General features: G+C 61.3%; 20 protein-coding genes. 13 read left to right on the forward strand and 7 right to left on the reverse strand.

Annotated elements, in window-relative coordinates:
* Positions 1–78: 78 nt before the first annotated feature.
* Both JL39_RS09545 and JL39_RS09550 read left to right on the forward strand, forming a co-directional pair.
* Entirely contained in the window at positions 79–267 is a 189-nt protein-coding gene (locus tag JL39_RS09545; protein WP_037149094.1) for a DUF3008 family protein, read from the forward strand.
* Positions 268–359: 92 nt separating this feature from the next.
* Positions 360–590, forward strand: a complete 231-nt coding sequence (locus JL39_RS09550) for a hypothetical protein (protein WP_037149096.1) — start codon at positions 360–362, stop codon at positions 588–590.
* 299 nt (positions 591–889) lie between these two features.
* Here the strand turns inward: JL39_RS09550 and hutX are convergent, their stop codons facing one another.
* Both hutX and JL39_RS09560 read right to left on the reverse strand, forming a co-directional pair.
* A complete protein-coding gene (gene hutX / locus JL39_RS09555) occupies positions 890–1,414 on the reverse strand; it encodes a heme utilization cystosolic carrier protein HutX (RefSeq protein WP_037149098.1) in 525 nt (174 codons plus the stop codon).
* 9 nt (positions 1,415–1,423) lie between these two features.
* A complete protein-coding gene (locus JL39_RS09560) occupies positions 1,424–1,768 on the reverse strand; it encodes an antibiotic biosynthesis monooxygenase (protein ID WP_037149100.1) in 345 nt (114 codons plus the stop codon).
* A 197-nt stretch (positions 1,769–1,965) separates the two neighbouring features.
* Here JL39_RS09560 and JL39_RS09565 point away from each other — a divergent pair, with 197 nt between their 5' ends.
* The 3 genes from JL39_RS09565 to JL39_RS09575 are packed head-to-tail and all read left to right on the forward strand — an operon-like array spanning position 1,966 to position 4,681.
* On the forward strand, positions 1,966–2,817 hold the full coding sequence (locus JL39_RS09565) for an ABC transporter substrate-binding protein (protein ID WP_244446859.1): 852 nt from the start codon (positions 1,966–1,968) through the stop codon (positions 2,815–2,817).
* Positions 2,817–3,902 carry an iron ABC transporter permease gene (locus JL39_RS09570; RefSeq protein WP_052182786.1) on the forward strand — a complete coding sequence of 362 codons (1,086 nt, stop codon included), beginning with the start codon at positions 2,817–2,819 and terminating at the stop codon, positions 3,900–3,902. Before JL39_RS09565 ends, JL39_RS09570 begins: the two co-directional genes overlap by 1 nt.
* On the forward strand, positions 3,899–4,681 hold the full coding sequence (locus JL39_RS09575; RefSeq protein ID WP_037149102.1) for a heme ABC transporter ATP-binding protein: 783 nt from the start codon (positions 3,899–3,901) through the stop codon (positions 4,679–4,681). The genes JL39_RS09570 and JL39_RS09575 overlap by 4 nt, the downstream gene beginning before the upstream one ends.
* A gap of 2 nt (positions 4,682–4,683) precedes the next feature.
* Here the strand turns inward: JL39_RS09575 and JL39_RS09580 are convergent, their stop codons facing one another.
* Positions 4,684–5,046, reverse strand: a complete 363-nt coding sequence (locus JL39_RS09580; protein WP_037149104.1) for a YbaN family protein — start codon at positions 5,044–5,046, stop codon at positions 4,684–4,686.
* 154 nt (positions 5,047–5,200) lie between these two features.
* On the opposite strand from JL39_RS09580, the gene galE reads away from it, so the two are divergent.
* From galE to JL39_RS09610, 6 genes are all read left to right on the forward strand, one after another.
* Complete coding sequence (galE, locus tag JL39_RS09585; protein ID WP_037149107.1) at positions 5,201–6,190, forward strand: UDP-glucose 4-epimerase GalE; 990 nt, start codon at positions 5,201–5,203, stop codon at positions 6,188–6,190.
* Between the two features lie 12 nt (positions 6,191–6,202).
* A complete protein-coding gene (locus tag JL39_RS09590; RefSeq protein ID WP_037149109.1) occupies positions 6,203–6,598 on the forward strand; it encodes a VOC family protein in 396 nt (131 codons plus the stop codon).
* Between the two features lie 11 nt (positions 6,599–6,609).
* The gene (gene ung, locus JL39_RS09595; protein ID WP_037149111.1) at positions 6,610–7,314 is read left to right on the forward strand and encodes a uracil-DNA glycosylase; all 705 of its coding nucleotides are present in this window, start codon (positions 6,610–6,612) and stop codon (positions 7,312–7,314) included.
* 119 nt (positions 7,315–7,433) lie between these two features.
* Positions 7,434–8,363 (forward strand): VOC family protein, encoded by a 930-nt coding sequence (locus tag JL39_RS09600; protein ID WP_037149114.1) that lies wholly within the window; start codon positions 7,434–7,436, stop codon positions 8,361–8,363.
* A gap of 76 nt (positions 8,364–8,439) precedes the next feature.
* The gene (locus JL39_RS09605) at positions 8,440–9,054 is read left to right on the forward strand and encodes an alpha/beta hydrolase (protein ID WP_037149116.1); all 615 of its coding nucleotides are present in this window, start codon (positions 8,440–8,442) and stop codon (positions 9,052–9,054) included.
* A gap of 87 nt (positions 9,055–9,141) precedes the next feature.
* A complete protein-coding gene (locus tag JL39_RS09610; RefSeq protein ID WP_037149119.1) occupies positions 9,142–10,566 on the forward strand; it encodes an aldehyde dehydrogenase family protein in 1,425 nt (474 codons plus the stop codon).
* An 11-nt stretch (positions 10,567–10,577) separates the two neighbouring features.
* Here JL39_RS09610 and JL39_RS09615 read toward each other — a convergent pair whose 3' ends face one another.
* Complete coding sequence (locus JL39_RS09615; protein ID WP_037149122.1) at positions 10,578–11,618, reverse strand: phytanoyl-CoA dioxygenase family protein; 1,041 nt, start codon at positions 11,616–11,618, stop codon at positions 10,578–10,580.
* A 215-nt stretch (positions 11,619–11,833) separates the two neighbouring features.
* Between JL39_RS09615 and JL39_RS09620 the strand changes: the two genes are divergently transcribed.
* Positions 11,834–12,223, forward strand: coding sequence for a RidA family protein (locus tag JL39_RS09620; RefSeq protein WP_037149124.1), 390 nt, complete (start codon positions 11,834–11,836; stop codon positions 12,221–12,223).
* A 6-nt stretch (positions 12,224–12,229) separates the two neighbouring features.
* On the opposite strand, the gene JL39_RS09625 is transcribed toward JL39_RS09620, so the two are convergent.
* From JL39_RS09625 to JL39_RS09635, 3 genes are all read right to left on the reverse strand, one after another.
* Positions 12,230–12,943, reverse strand: a complete 714-nt coding sequence (locus tag JL39_RS09625; protein WP_052182787.1) for a hypothetical protein — start codon at positions 12,941–12,943, stop codon at positions 12,230–12,232.
* A 177-nt stretch (positions 12,944–13,120) separates the two neighbouring features.
* Complete coding sequence (locus JL39_RS09630; RefSeq protein ID WP_227705187.1) at positions 13,121–13,669, reverse strand: transglycosylase SLT domain-containing protein; 549 nt, start codon at positions 13,667–13,669, stop codon at positions 13,121–13,123.
* A gap of 81 nt (positions 13,670–13,750) precedes the next feature.
* Positions 13,751–14,944: a low temperature requirement protein A gene (locus tag JL39_RS09635; RefSeq protein ID WP_052182788.1), complete on the reverse strand. Its 1,194-nt coding sequence runs from the start codon at positions 14,942–14,944 to the stop codon at positions 13,751–13,753.
* A 94-nt stretch (positions 14,945–15,038) separates the two neighbouring features.
* On the opposite strand from JL39_RS09635, the gene JL39_RS09640 reads away from it, so the two are divergent.
* Positions 15,039–15,644: a GNAT family N-acetyltransferase gene (locus JL39_RS09640; RefSeq protein ID WP_081952775.1), complete on the forward strand. Its 606-nt coding sequence runs from the start codon at positions 15,039–15,041 to the stop codon at positions 15,642–15,644.
* Positions 15,645–15,677 lie beyond the last annotated feature (33 nt).

The following is a 15,677-nucleotide window of genomic DNA, read 5'->3' on the forward strand; positions in this document are numbered from 1 at the left end:
TGAGATGTTCCACCTCAAAGGCGGGAACCAAAACCATGCCGGTCTGTTCTTCTCGGATGTGAAACCGAGGAGGCAGACATGCCAGCGAAATCGAAATCACAGCAGAAGGCCGCCGGCGCGGCGCTCGCCGCCAAGCGGGGCGAGATCAAGAAGGGCGAGCTCAAGGGCGCTTCGAAGGGCATGGAAAAATCCATGAGCGAAAAGGAGTTGCACGAGATGGCTTCGGCGAAGCGCAAGGGCAAGCCGGAGCATGCCGCGCACCGCTGATCCCTGATCCCAAGGGCTTTGCAGCCAGATCGGAACTTCCCGGGGAGACGGACGTTTTCGGAGCGCCGTCTTTTCGTGGAGGAGGAAAAGCCATGCCGCCGGAAGAACTCGATGCGACATTGACCGCCTTGCCGCTCCGGATCGGAGTCTATGTTCCGGACGATCTTTTGGAAGACTGGTTTGCACCAGGCACCGGCATGAAGCCGGCGAGCGCGGCGGCGCTGACCGCGGCGGAAGCCTATGGCCGGCGCTTCGAATGCGAGTTCAAATATTATCCCGAGCGGATGGAAGGCGTTTTCTGGAAATGGGTTCCGGCCCTTTGAGGGCACCGGTGAAGGCTCCAGGCCCTATCAGAACGGGAAGGCTGCCGTGCCGTTCGAGATCGCTCTCCTCCACGCCGCTGGAGCGAGCGAACGGTCCGCCAAGAGACACGGCAGCACTCCACGCAATCATACGGGACCGACAAACGACAAAACGGGAAGCCGCCGTCACCGGCGGTCCCGGACCACATGATACCCGGTCCCATCGCCGTTAACGAGCAGACCGGCAGGTGGTTCCGGAGAAAATGCAACCCGGCTAAAATATGTTTCCGCCGGGTCACTTATGGTTGTTCCGATCCGGTCTACGCAGGAACGTAGCGGTCGCGCAGGGCTTCGAACTTATTGAGCTGCTCTGCGATCAGTTCGCGGTTTTCGTCGCGGCGGACAAAGACCTTGAACATCGCCGAACCCTTGTCGTTCATGAACCAGACCGAACAGGAGCGGCGGCCGTGGAAGGCACGGTCCACGAACGTCACCGACGCGCAGTTATCCTTCCGGATATGGCCGCCGATCGGACTGTCTCCGTGGATGTTGAACCAGCCGTGTGCCTCGGAACCCGCAGGAAGGCTGCCTTCTGCCTCCAGTACGATGTCCTCCGTATGGACGATAAAGAGGATTTCGCCCCAGGTGCCCATCTCGGACCAGATATCCAGGAAATGATCCTTCCCGACGATAACCGCGGCACCTCTCGGCAGGATTTCGAGAATTTCGGCCGGCGTCACCTCGGCCTTTGCGGCAATCGCCTCGACCACGCCGTCGGGCTTTTCCACAAGTGCTGCGAGCGCCCGTTCACGGCGGTCCGGCTTGACGTCTGAATCAGCATTCATCGGCCTGCCTCAGGCAGCGTCGGCGCGTGCGCCGTTCTTGTCTTCGTGGATGATGACCTCGAAACCCTCGAAATGCGGGCCTGAGAGATATTCGACCTTGCCGCGGTTTTCGCCGGCCTTGGCATGGGCGGCGCGGAACTGCTCCGACTTCGTCCAGGCCTCGAAATCCGCGAAGCTTTCCCAGACCGTGTGCGATGCATAGAGGGTGTGATCCTCCGCCTTCGGACCCTTCAGCATGTGGAACTCGATATAGCCGGGGAGTTCGGCCAGGCGGCCCTGGCGGCTGCGCCAGATGTTCTCGAAAGCCTCTTCATAGCCCGGCACCACACGGAATCGGTTCATGGCGATATACATTTATCGGTCCTCACAATAAGTTTCATTTTCGGCTCAAGATATCTGCGGCCGGCGCTCTTGAAAAGCCGAAAAAACTTGCGTAGTCAACTCAAGTTATGTCGTCGAAGGCGTGGCGCCGGGTGGATTTTCGCAAGCCCGGGAATGGTACAATCAGGGTTGGCATTATGACATATTCTTCCGCCGTCTGCCGATTTTTCATGGTCGCATCTCTTGCAACGGGTCTTGCTGCCGGCCATGCCGCGGCGGCCGAAAAGGGCAATCCCGAGGCGAAGCGCATCGTTTCGGTCGGCGGCACGATCACGGAAATTCTCTACGCGCTTGGCGCCGAGGACCGCATCGTTGCGCGGGATTCCACCAGCTTCTATCCCGATGCTGCGAACAGCAAGCCGGATGTCGGTTACATGCGGGCGCTTTCGGCGGAAGGCGTTCTCGGTCAGAAGCCGGATCTGATCCTGATGGAAGAGGGGTCCGGCCCACCGCCCGTGCTTGAAATCCTGAAAGCCAGTGAAGTGCCGATGGTGGTGGTCCCGACGCCGCCCCAGGCCGACAAGATCGGTCAGAAAATCCGCGACGTGGGCGCCGCCGTAGGCCTTTCCGACAAGGCGGAGGCGCTGGCGGTCAAGACGGAAGCGCACCTCAAGAAGCTTGCCGAAGACGTTGCGAAGGTTCCCGGGCCGAGAAAGAAGGTGCTCTTCGTCCTGTCGCTCTCGAACGGCCGTGTGATGGCCGGCGGCGCAGACACGGAAGCCGGTGCGGTGATAGAAATGGCCGGCGGCATCAATGCCGCGCCGACGATCAACGGCTACAAGCCGCTCGCCGACGAGGCGGTGATCGCCGCCCAGCCGGACGTGATCCTTTCCATGTCGCGCGGCGATCACAAACTTACACCGGAACAGGTCTTCGCGGTTCCTTCCATGCAGACGACGCCGGCAGCCGCCAACAAGGCGCTCATCTCCATGGACGGCCTGCTGCTGCTCGGCTTCGGTCCGCGCACTCCGGAGGCCGCCCGCGCGCTTGCCGCGCAGATCTATCCGGGAGCGATCAACTGATGAAAGCGCTGGCGATGGCCTTTCGCCCGGCAAGCAGTGGCGACCGGACGCAGCAGGGTGTCCTGGTCCTCATCCTGCTTGCGGTGATCCTCTTCATCGCCTGCCTCATCTCGCTCGGCGTCGGTCCGACCGGCGTCGGCCTTCGCGATTTCTGGGCCTACGCGACCGGCAACGCTGCAAGCCTTTCGACGCAGGAGCGGGTAATCCTCGAGGCCGTGCGCCTGCCGCGCACGGCGCTCGGGCTGCTGGTGGGCGCGGGGCTCGCCGTTTCCGGCGCAATGATGCAGGGCCTCTTTCGCAATCCGCTCGCCGATCCCGGCATCGTCGGGGTGACGTCGGGCGCCGGGGTGGCGGCGGTCGCGGCGATCGTACTCGGCAATACAGTACTTGCGCCCGTCTCCATGCTGCTCGGCAACCAGTTCCTGCCGCTGATGGCGTTCTTCGGCGGCCTCTTCAACACCTGGATGCTCTATCTGATCGCCACCCGCGACGGCCGGACGTCGACCACTACGCTCATCCTTTCCGGCATCGCGATCGGCGCTCTTTCAGCGGCGATCATGGGCCTCATGATCGTCATGGCCGACGACCGGCAACTCCGTGACATCACCTTCTGGAGCCTCGGCTCGCTCGGTGGCGCCACCTTCGGTCGCGTGCTCTCGATCCTGCCGTTCATCGCCATCGTGCTCGCCATCATGCCCTTCGTGGCGCGAGGGCTCGACGCACTGATCCTGGGCGATGCTGCCGCCTTTCACATGGGCATCCCGGTGCAGAGGCTGAAGACGATTGTCATCGTGGCGGTGGCTGCCGCCTGCGGTTCGACGGTCGCGGTGGCGGGTTCCATCGGTTTCGTCGGCATCGTCGTGCCGCATCTCCTGCGTCTCGCCATGGGGCCGTCCCACCGTTTCCTGCTACCCGGTTCGGCCCTCGGAGGCGGGGCGCTGCTGCTCATCGCAGACAGCGTGGCGCGCACCGTCGCCGCGCCTGCGGAACTGCCGATCGGCGTCATCACGGCGCTCTTCGGTGCACCGGTCTTCCTCTTCCTGCTCATCGGGAAGAAGGGAGTGAGCATGCGGGACATGCCATGATTTCGGGCGAACACATCACCGTCGCCCGCTCGGGCCGCAAGCTTCTCGACAATGTCGGGATCGACCTCAGGCCTGGTCGGTTTACCGTGATCATCGGCCCGAATGGCGCCGGCAAATCGACGCTGATGAAGGCGGTATCCGGCGAGATGAAGCCGGATACGGGTTTCATCTCCTATTACGGAACGAGTATCGGTCTTTGCCAGCCGGCCGAGCTTGCCAAGCGTCGGGCCGTGCTGCCGCAGGCAACACAGCTTGCCTTCCCCTTCACGGCACTTGAAATCGCCCGCATGGGGGCGGTGGCGCAGGGAGCGCTGAACCCGACCGAGCAGGCGCGGCAGGCGCTCGCCAAAGTCGGATTGCGCGGTTTCGAAAGCCGGCCCTATCCGTCGCTCTCCGGCGGCGAACAGCAGCGGGTGCAGTTTGCCCGGGCGCTTGCCCAGGTACCACAGCCGATTGTCGATGGCATACCGCGGGCGCTCTTCCTTGATGAGCCGACTGCAAGCCTTGACCTCGGTCACCAGATTTCGGTGCTGGAGATCGCCCGCGATTTCGCGAGTGCCGGCGGAATCGTGCTCGCCATCCTGCACGACCTTAATCTCGCTGCGGAATTTGCCGATCAACTTGTGGTGCTGAATCACGGCAAGATCGTTGCGGAAGGCGCCTGTGCGGAGACCGTCAATGACGAAATCATCGCCAGCGTCTATGGGATTGCCGGCGCGGTCGGGCGGCTGCCGGCCGAACATATCCCATATGTGCTGCCGCAATCGCGGCATCGCTGACCTCAGGCACCGGGTCCCGGACGGGTGACGACGAAAATCGCCGGACCGATCATCAGGGCTGCGACCAAGGTCGCACGCCAGAAGGGCGGCGACGTCCCGAACCAGAAAATGGCATAGCTGAAGCTCATCATCACGACCGCGGCGATTTTCGCCTTCCGCGGGATCGCACCCTTTTCCCGCCAGTCCTTGAGCGGCGGGCCAAATTTCGGGTGTTCGAGCAGCCATGCTTCGAGCTTCGGCGAGGAGCGCGCAAAGCAGGCGACCGCAAGCAGCAGAAAGGGCGTCGTGGGCAGGACCGGCAGGAAAACGCCAATCACGCCGACAGCTACGAAGAACCAGCCGAGACTGAGAAGCAGGGGACGCATGAATGACCTACAATAAATCCTGAGCAGGATAGAGAAGTTTGAGGGCCGAGTCTCGACAAATTTGTGCAGTGCGATTGACCGCGCAGTCTGCCCTTCCCATTTGTTTCATGCCCGTTATAGTGCCCGCCGGTTTCAACAGCCTTCAGGAGACATGATGTCGAAGAAGAAAGTGCTCGTGGTCGGCGGAGCCGGCTATATCGGCTCCCACACGTGTCTGGTGCTGGCGGAGCGGGGCTACGAGCCCATCGTCTTCGACAATCTCTCCAATGGCCATGCGGAATTCGTCCGCTGGGGACCGCTGGAAGAGGGCGACATCCGCGATCGCCCGCGCCTCGACGAGGTTTTCGCAAAATATAAGCCGGATGCGGTTTTGCATTTCGCGGCGCTGATCGAGGTGGGGGAATCGGTCAAGAACCCGGTCGGTTTCTACGACAACAATGTCATCGGTGCGCTCACGCTGCTGTCGGCGGCGATGGATGCGGGCTTGAAGGCCTTCGTCTTCTCCTCGACCTGCGCCACCTATGGCCTGCCTGACCGGGTGCCGATGGATGAGACGCACAAGCAGGCGCCGATCAACCCTTACGGCCGCACCAAGTTCATCATCGAGCAGGCGCTCAAGGATTACGGCCAGTACAAGGACCTGAAGTCCGTCATGCTGCGTTATTTCAACGCCGCCGGCGCCGATTTCGAGGGCCGGATCGGCGAATGGCATACGCCGGAAACGCACGCCATCCCGCTGGCGATCGAGGCCGCACTCGGCCGCCGCCAGGGCTTCAAGGTGTTCGGTGACGATTACGACACCCGCGACGGCACCTGCGTGCGCGACTATATCCATGTGCTGGACCTTGCCGATGCGCATGTCCGCGCCGTCGACTATCTGCTCGCGGGCGGCGAGACGATGGAACTCAACCTCGGCACCGGCACGGGCACGACGGTGAAGGAACTGCTGGCGGCGATTTCCGAGGTGTCCGGGAAGCCCTTCCCGGTGGAATATGTCGGAAGGCGCGAGGGCGATTCCACCTCGCTCGTCGCCAATAACGACAAGGCGAAGGCTGTGCTCGGCTGGGAGCCGCAATATACGCTCGCAGACATCATCCGTTCCGCCTGGAATTGGCATTCGCGCAGCAATCACGTTCTGAAATAGGGAAGGCCGGTCATGGCAAAATTGGTCCACTCGATGATCCGGGTGCTGGACGAGGTGCGTTCGGTCGATTTCTATGAGAAGGCTTTCGGCCTCAAGATCGCCGAGCGGGTGCCGTTCGACGGATTTACACTGATCTACATGGCCAATCGGGAGACCGGGTTCGAGCTGGAACTGACGGTCAATGCCGGCCGGGAAGAGGCCTACGACCTCGGCAACGGTTATGGGCATCTCGCCGTCTCGGTCGAGGATATCGATCTGGAATACAGGCGCTTTGTCGATCTCGGGTTGCCGGTCGGCAAACTTGTGGACATGCAGCATAACGGCAAGCCGTTCGCGCGGTTCTTCTTCGTCACCGACCCCGATGGCTATAAGATCGAGGTCCTGCAGCGAGGCGGCCGGTTCCAATAGGAGAACAAGCGATGGCGGAGGGCGAGGTCAGGCTCGAGGAAAGCTGGAAACACGTGCTCGGGCCGGAATTCGAAAATCCTTACATGAGCGAACTGAGGCGTTTCCTCGTCGCCGAGAAGCAGGCGGGCAAGCGGATATTTCCCAAGGGCAGCGAATATTTCCGCGCCCTCGATCTCACCCCGCTCGAGCATGTGAAGGTCGTCATCCTCGGCCAGGACCCCTATCACGGCTACGGCCAGGCGCACGGGCTCTGCTTCAGCGTCAGGCCGGGCGTGCGCATCCCGCCCTCGCTCGTCAACATCTACAAGGAGATGGAAACCGATCTCGGTATCCGACCGGCCAATCACGGTTTCCTGGAGCATTGGGCAAGCCAGGGCGTGCTGCTCCTGAACAGCGTGCTGACGGTCGAGGAGGCGAGGGCGGCCTCGCACCAGGGGCGGGGATGGGAGCGCTTCACCGATGCCGTCATCCGCGCCGTCAACGAGGATTGCGACGGCGTCGTCTTCCTGCTCTGGGGCTCCTATGCCCAGAAGAAGGCGGCCTTCGTCGATACGAAAAAGCACCTTGTGCTCAAGGCCCCGCATCCTTCGCCGCTTTCGGCCCATAACGGGTTTTTCGGCTGCCGGCATTTTTCCAAGGCCAACGACTTCCTGATTTCGCGCGGCAAAGAACCGATCGACTGGCAATTGCCCGAGCGTGTAACTGTGAACAATTAACCGCTCGCAATCTTCGAAAAGTGAACAATGCGTTCGGATAGGGCAGTCTATCCAATCCGCACCCGATCGACCAAATAATGCCCCAGACAACGGCTCTCTGAGCCAGAAAGGGGTTTGAAATGCTCGACCAGATCAAGGGCCTCCACCACGTCACATCGATGGCTGCGAGCGCGGGCATCAACAACAGGTTCTTCACCGATACGCTTGGGCTCCGCCGGGTCAAGAAGACCGTCAATTTCGATGCGCCTGATGTCTACCATCTCTACTACGGCGACGAAGTGGGCACGCCCGGTTCGGTGATGACCTATTTCCCGTTCCCGCATATCGCCCGCGGCCGCCCCGGCACCGGCGAAGTGGGCACCACGCTCTTTTCTGTTCCGGAAGGTTCGTTCGGCTACTGGACCGACCGGCTGAGCAAAGCAGGCGTCGACAGTTTGAAGATCGACAGCGCCTTCGGCGAAAACCGCCTGCATTTCGCAGGCCCGGACGGCGATGGCTTCGCGCTCGTCGAAGTCAAGGACGATCCGCGTGCGCCCTGGACCGGTAACGGTGTCGGCGAAGACAATGCGATCCGCGGTTTCCATTCCGCTTCGCTGAGGCTTCGCGATGAGGGCGCCACCGGTGAACTGCTGAAATACATGGGCTACAGCCAGATCGATGCGAAGGACGGCGTTACGCGCTTCGGTATCCCTGGCGGCAACGGCGCCGACGTCATCGACATCGAAACCATGCCCAACATCGCCCATGCCCATCTCGGCGCCGGCTCGGTCCACCATATCGCCTTTGCGGTCGAAAACCGCGAGAAGCAGTTCGAAGTCCGCAAGGCGCTGATGGAAACCGGCTATCAGGTGACCCCGGTCATCGACCGCGATTACTTCTGGGCGATCTATTTCCGTACGCCGGGCGGCGTGCTGTTCGAAGTCGCCACAAACGAGCCCGGCTTCAACCGGGACGAGGATACGGCCCATCTCGGCGAAGCGCTGAAGCTGCCGAAACAGCATGCACATCTGAGAGAAACCCTCGAACAGCATCTCGAACCGATCGAGTAATCCGGCAAAGGCGGGCCGAAAAGCGCAAGGCGTTTTCGGCCCGCCGCCGGGATCAAGCAGATTTCAGGAGAATCCAATGAGTTACGACAGCTACGTGCACCGGGCAAAGGCCGGTGCGCCCGGATCGCCGATCCTGTTCGTCTTCCATGGCACCGGCGGCGACGAGAACCAGTTCTTCGATTTCGGCGGCAGGCTTTTGTCCGGCGCGACGGTGATCTCGCCGCGCGGCGACGTGTCCGAACACGGCGCGGCCCGCTTCTTCCGGCGCAAGGCGGAGGGGGTCTACGATTGCGACGACCTGGCGCGTGCAACCGAGCGGATGAGCGAGTTCGTGGCCGCCAACCGCGACCGCTACGAATCCTCGACCGTGCTCGGCCTCGGCTTCTCGAACGGTGCGAACATTCTCGCCAATATCATGATCGAGAAGCCCGGATTGTTCGAGGCCGGGGTCTTGATGCATCCGCTGATCCCGTTTTCGCCGAAGGACCGCAAGGCCGGTGAAGAAGCGCATGTGCTGATCACGGCCGGCGAGAACGACCCGATCTGCCCGGTGCCGCAAACGGTGGCGCTTGCCGACTATCTGAAGCGGCAGGGCGATACGGTGACGCTCGAATGGCATGGCGGCGGCCACGAAATCCGGCCGAACGAGATCGAAGCCATCAAGACGTTTTTCACGCCTTACGGGGCATAGGGTCTCAGGGGAAACTCCGGACTTGCGAGGGTTAGGGGCTTGGCCGATAGTGGCCATGCCGTTTCTCTGGCTGTCCGGAGGTCTTCCATGAGCAACCATCTGAAGTTCTTCATCGACGGGGCCTGGGTGAAGCCCGAAATCCCCGTCGCGCTCGATGTCATCGACCCTTCGACCGAAGAGGCCTATACGCAGATCGCGCTCGGTTCGACGGCGGATGTGGACAAGGCGGTCGCCGCCGCGAGAGCCGCGTTCGCCTCCTTTTCCCAATGGCCGAAGGGCGAACGGCTGGCGCTTCTGAAGCGCATCCTCGTGGAATATGAAAAGCGCTACGAAGACATAGCCCAGGCCGTCTCACGGGAGATGGGTGCGCCGCTCGGTTTTGCCCGCGAGGCGCAGGCAGCGGCCGGCAAGGGACATCTCGGCGCCACGATCGAGGCGCTGGAGAGATACGAATTCACCGAGAGGCGCGGCACGACGATGGTCGTCAAGGAGCCGATCGGCGTCTGTGCGCTGATCACGCCCTGGAACTGGCCGCTCAACCAGATCACCTGCAAGGTCGGACCTGCGATCGCAGCCGGCTGCACCTTGGTGCTCAAACCTTCCGAGATCGCGCCGATTTCCGGCGTCATCTTCGCCGAGGTGATGGAAGCCGCCGGCACGCCGAAGGGCGTCTTCAACCTCGTCAACGGCACGGGCCCGGACGTGGGACAGGTCATGGCCGGCCATCCGGATGTGGACATGGTCTCCTTCACCGGCTCGACCCGCGCCGGCATCATCGTCGCCAAGACCGCCGCCGATACGGTGAAGCGCGTCGCGCAGGAACTCGGCGGCAAATCGCCCAATATCATCCTGCCGGATGCGGATTTCGAAAAAGCTGTGGCGGAGGGCGTGACGGCCTGTTTCGGCAATTCCGGCCAGTCCTGCGATGCGCCGACCCGCATGCTCGTGCCGGCGACGCGCCATGACGAGGCGCTTGAGATTGCCAAGACGGCTGCGGAGAAGCTCAAGACCGGGGATCCGCGCGCCGACGGCACCGATCTCGGCCCGGTCGTCAGCCAGACGCAGTTCGACAAGATCCAGAGGCTGATCGAGGCCGGCATTTCCGAGGGCGCGACGCTCGTCACCGGCGGACCGGGCCGGCCAGACGGACTCAATCGCGGCTATTACGTGCGGCCGACCGTGTTCGGCCATGTCACCAACGACATGACCATTGCCCGCGAAGAGATCTTCGGGCCAGTGCTTTCCGTTCTTTCCTACGAGACGGAAGAGCAGGCGGTCGAGATCGCCAACGATACGCCCTACGGGCTTGCCGCCTATATTCAGGGTGAACTCGGACATGCCCGCAAGGTGGCGTCGCGCCTGCGGGCCGGTTCCGTCTACATCAATTATCCGGAATGGGACCTTTTCGCACCCTTCGGCGGTTACAAGCAGTCCGGCAACGGTCGCGAATATGCAGACTGGGGCATCCACGACTTCCTCGAAATCAAGGGGATCGTCGGCTACGGGGATTGAGCGGGCCGTTGTCAGATATGCGGCTCGGAAAAGGCGGTGCAGGCGCCGACATCCTTCCAGACCGGCTGCCTGCCGGCTTTCTTCGCCTTGCGGTCCGCGAACATGAGATAGAGATCGAGCTGGCGGTCGCGGATGCCCGGAATGAGGCTGGTGGGCGAGAAGGGCAGCGGCGTAAAGGGATTGGCGCGATGATAGGCGTGCAGTTCCACTCGGGTCGTATGCCTGTCGCTGACGGCACGCGAATGGAAGGCATAGGTATCGGCCACCACCAGCGTGTTGGCAGGTACCGCCACCTTCTGCGGCGCGAAGTCGCCAAGCTCCGACAGTTCCGCGGGCGTGATACGGAACGATCCGTCCGCATGGTGGGAGCGTTTGTCCGAATTGGCCAGCAGGCTTTGCCGGTATTCCCATTCCAGCCGCTTTTCGGTCAGCTTGTGGCTACCGGGCACGAATACGAATGGTCCGTCGTCCGGACCGACGTCCTGCAGAAACAGCCAGGCCTTGGATGTTGAATGGAACGTGTCCGCGTGCAGGGCGGTCTGCGGGTCCGCCTGCTTGACCGCCGGTTCGGCAATGACGGTCTGGATGAAATAGACCGGATCCCCTCCGGCGCCTCCCACATAACGAATGAGGCCGGCGATCGACGGATCATGGCTGAAGCGCGCCATTTCCGGCATCTTCGCCAGAAGCTGTGGATTGATGGGGATCATCCGCGTCACCGCCTGTCCCTGCCGCATCTCGCGTGCGGGCAGCGGCTCGTTCTGGAGAAAATCACGGATGCGCTGGAAGACGTCTGCGGGGAGGGCGTTCTCGCGGATGATGAAGCCGTCCTGATCGAAGGCTGCTCTTTCTTCGGCGCTCACTGATATGCCGAGCACTTTGCGACGGTAACTCGCCATGCGGGCGGCGAGGCGAACGCGCTCGCGGTGCAGGCCGAGTTCATTGAGGCGAGGATGTCCGAGCAGCGGATTCTTGCGAAAGGATTTCTCGCTCCCGAAAATGCCGAGGGCAAAAGCCGGATAACGCCACCATTGGGCGACAGCGCGCGACATGGATCTCCCCTCCTTTGTCCCTGCATAATCCCTGATGAAGGATAATCAGAAAGAGGGGCGAGGCAAGAGGCCCGGAAATCGCGTGCCCTCTTCAACGGCACCTCTGCAATGTTGCCGGCGTGGCGTAACACCACCGATGCCTTGAATCCGGTGGAGAGAATCGATTTGCTGGTTTACCGTCCGATGCATCCAGCACGAACCGAAGAGCTTGCCCCATGAATCGTGTTTTCAATCCTCCTTCCGTGCGCAAACCGTTCGGTGCTTACAATCATGGACTTCTGGTACCGCCGGGCGCGAGCCTGCTGGTGACTTCCGGCCAACTCGGCATTTCGCCTGACGAGAAAATACCGCCGGACGTGACCAGGCAGGCGGAGCTTTGCTTCCAGGCGATCGGCGCGATCCTGGAAGAGGCGGGCATGACCTATGCGGATGTCATCCGCATTTCCGGCTTTGTGACGAGCCGCGAGGACTTTCCGGCCTATATGGCGGTGCGCGACCGCTACACGCTCGACCCGAAGCCGGTGTCGACGCTCATCATCGTCAGCGGCTTCACCCGGGCGGAATTCCTGGTCGAAGTGGAAGTGACGGCCGCCAAGGTGTTTTGAGCGCCGTCAAAATTCGACAACAGATATAATCCTTGCCTGCCGTCGCGGGGGAACTTGCGGCATATCGGGAGGAAGCCGGAAGGTTCGCAATTTGGCACTTGTTGAAATATCGGGAAATACCGCATTTATTTCAGCGAGGTGCTCCTTCGAGATCTGTGATCTTTCGCAGGCGCCTTTCTCGTCCCAGAGACGTCTTGCAATGCCACTGCTCACGGCAGAGGTCACCGCTTCTCCGGCAAGGTCGTTCCTTGCCACCTTCCTTTCATCGATGAGGGCATGGATGGCCTCCCCGACGATCCTGGCTGACTCGTCGAAGTCGACATCGCTTAGGTCTTGAAAGCGGGCATCCGGGGCTTCGTCCACGAGACAATGCCTCGCCACGAAAAGCCAGTCGTGAATCATGTAGGCCGGCGCATAACCCCAAGGTGAAAGTCCCTTGAACATCTGGGCGATCTTCGGGATGGAGCCGCCGTCAGTGTACATGACGCCCGGCTTTATGACGCCCGCCGTGTGGCTGCCCGAAGGCCGCGTGAAGGTGAGCTCATTTCCGGGAGCCGGAACAAAGACGAACTTGCCGTCTCCGCTGGAATTGCCTTCGCCGACCCACATGACAAAGAGCTTGCCGCTGAAGGAGCCGGGTTTCAGATCACGATAGTAAATCGTTCCGCAGCCGGCCAAAACAAGTAAAGCAATAAACGTCGTATAAATGCCTTTCCGCATCTATCTGCCCCCATCCGCCGCGGATATTGCCTCAATTTTATTTGGTCTGCAACCGTGGATGATGGGTGATTTCTTTTCTCTTTATTGTTGTGTCTGCTTCAGATCATGTCACGCACGGATCTGCGACGTGACCCTTTCTTGCGGATTACGACTCATCGTTGGCGGTTAGGAAGACGCTCAGTACCCGCAGCTTCTGAGCTGGGCTTCGTATCGTTCCGCCATGCTGGCGGATTTCCGTGCCGCCTGCCGCGTGCCGGAGGAGAACTGGCCGCGCGAATAACCCGCCTGGCCGGAATAATAGGCAAGGTAGAGATTATAGCTGTCGGAGAGCGGAATGCCATTCTTGACGTGGCTCTGATTGTGATACCAGCCGACGAAATGGACGGCGTCGCCGAAATCGCTGCGGCTTGCCCTCCAGCGGCCCGTCTCCTTCTTGTACTGGAGCCAGGTGCCGTCGAGCGCCTGCGCATAGCCGTAGGCAGAAGAAACGCGTCCCCACGGGATGATACCGAGGACATATTTGCGCGGCGGCTTGGCATAGGGCCGGAAGCCGGATTCGACGTAGATCGTCGCCATCAGGGTCGGCACCGGCACGCCGAATTCCCGTTCCGCCGCCTTGGCCTGGCGCGACCAGTTGTTGAAGAGGCCGTCCTTCTGCTCGAAGATCGCGCAGGCATTCGTGACCCGGCTCGGCGCGGAGGCGCAGGCGGTCAGTGTGAGGGCCATGAGGGCGATGAAAAACGCAATACGCATCGCTTAATCTCTCAAGTTCGAGAGATTAATAACCGGTAAAATTTAAGGAAAAGTTTAGTGGCCGATATGGTCTCCAGATTCTTCATGCGCCGCCAGCGAATTGCGGACGATGACGCCAAGCGCAGTCGTTGCGGCAATGCCTTCCAAGCCGAGCCCGATTGCCGGCGCGACGAGGCCAAGCAGACCGAAGATGAGGAGCGCATAACGAGAGAAGCCGTTACAGGCAAAGCGGTCGCGCACAAACCAGAGGCTTGCGGAATAGATGGCGACGGGGATCGCCACCGCATAGTCACCGACGAGAAGCGGCACTTCCGAATGATGGGTGATGATGTCGACCAGCGCGGCAAAGCCTGCCCCGACGGCCGCCCCGGACGCGAAAATGAAGAAATGGCCGTAACCCCATAACAACGACCGGCTGAGCTTGCGGGAGCCGAGATGTTCCTGGCGGGCGAAATAGGCCCACCAGAGCGCGAAGACAATGACGAGTGCCGAAAGCGCCGTGTGCACCAGCATGATGTCGAAATGGCCAGCCACCTGCCTGAGCGCCATGGAGCCGGAGAGCAACGTTTCTCCCAGCACGATGATGTTCAAAAGGCCGTAACGCTCGATGATATGATGGCGATGCCAGGGCGTGTTGGCGCTGAGAGGCTCCGCAATCGCGGGGACGGCGATTTCGAGAATGGCGCCGATCACGAACATGGCATAGGCCGTGCCGGTGGAGACCGGCTGCACGGCAAGGAAGGCGACCCAATAGAGTTGGGCGATGAAGATGCCGGCCGCATAGGCAAGCGCGGTGCGGCGGCGGTTGGGATCGTGATAGGCGGCGCGAAGCCAGAGGACGATCATGGCAATGCGCATGATCACATAACCGAAGATCACCATGGTAAAATCCGGCTCTTCCGTGAAGAGTGCCGGAATGCCGGCGGCCATCGTCAGCGAGCCGCCCATGATAACCATGGTCAAGAGCCGGTAGACGACGTCGTCATTGTCGTAGGCCGAGGCGAACCAGGTGAAATTCATCCAGGCCCACCAGATGGCGAAGAAGGCCATGGCGAAGGTGATGACGCCCTGGGCGGCGTGGTTTTCCGCAATCGCATGGTGCAGGCCGGCGGCGGCAGAGGCAATCGCGATCACCGATACGAGGTCGAACAGCAATTCGAGCGAGGTCGCGACGCGGTGATGTTCGTCCGGATCGCGGGAGTGAAGGGGGCGGAGAAAACCGGCGATCGGTGAGGCTTGGTTCGTCATCGTTCGCATGTCCTTGAATCAACAGTCGAGATGACGAATAGCGCAAAAAAGCGTTCTCAAGTAAAGACCGACTCCATCGAGCAGCGGAGGGAATATGCCGGAGGTTCTTGACACCGATCGACTGGTCTTGCGGAAGCTCAAGCGAGCCGACGTGCCTATCCTGCATCGCATCTTCGGCGATGCCGAGAGCATGCGGTATTATCCGCGCTCCAAGACCCTGGAGGAGACATTTGCCTGGTTCGAAAAGCTTGCCTTTCAAAGCTATGCGGAAAATGATTTCGGCCTTTGGGGAATCGTCGAGAAGGCGAGCGGCGAACTGATCGGCGACTGCGGGATTACGCTGCAGAAAACGCCATCAGGCTTGGAGCCGGAGATTGGCTATCATCTGCGGCGCGAATGGTTGGGGCGTGGTTATGCCATCGAGGCCGCCTCCGCCTGCCGGGACTACGGCCTCACCAAACTGAGATTCCGGCGAGTTGTCTCGATCGTCAGTCCGGAGAATGTTCCCTCCCTGCATGTGGCGGCCAGAATTCACCATCGGTGGGAGACCTATCGGACCGTGACGTCTGCGGGTGCTGACGCGGATCGGTTTCTTTTCATTTCCGAAAACGTCGACGGGCCGGAAATGACAGATGCCGGAGCCCGAATTACCGCGGTCGAGGCTGAGGCCTTGCGTTTGCGGCGCGGTGCCCAATGCTGAAGGCAAGGAAAAATCTTGTTTCGCACAGACTGA

This window comes from Rhizobium sp. YS-1r, from assembly GCF_000757525.1.
In the GTDB taxonomy this organism is placed as follows: domain Bacteria; phylum Pseudomonadota; class Alphaproteobacteria; order Rhizobiales; family Rhizobiaceae; genus Neorhizobium; species Neorhizobium petrolearium.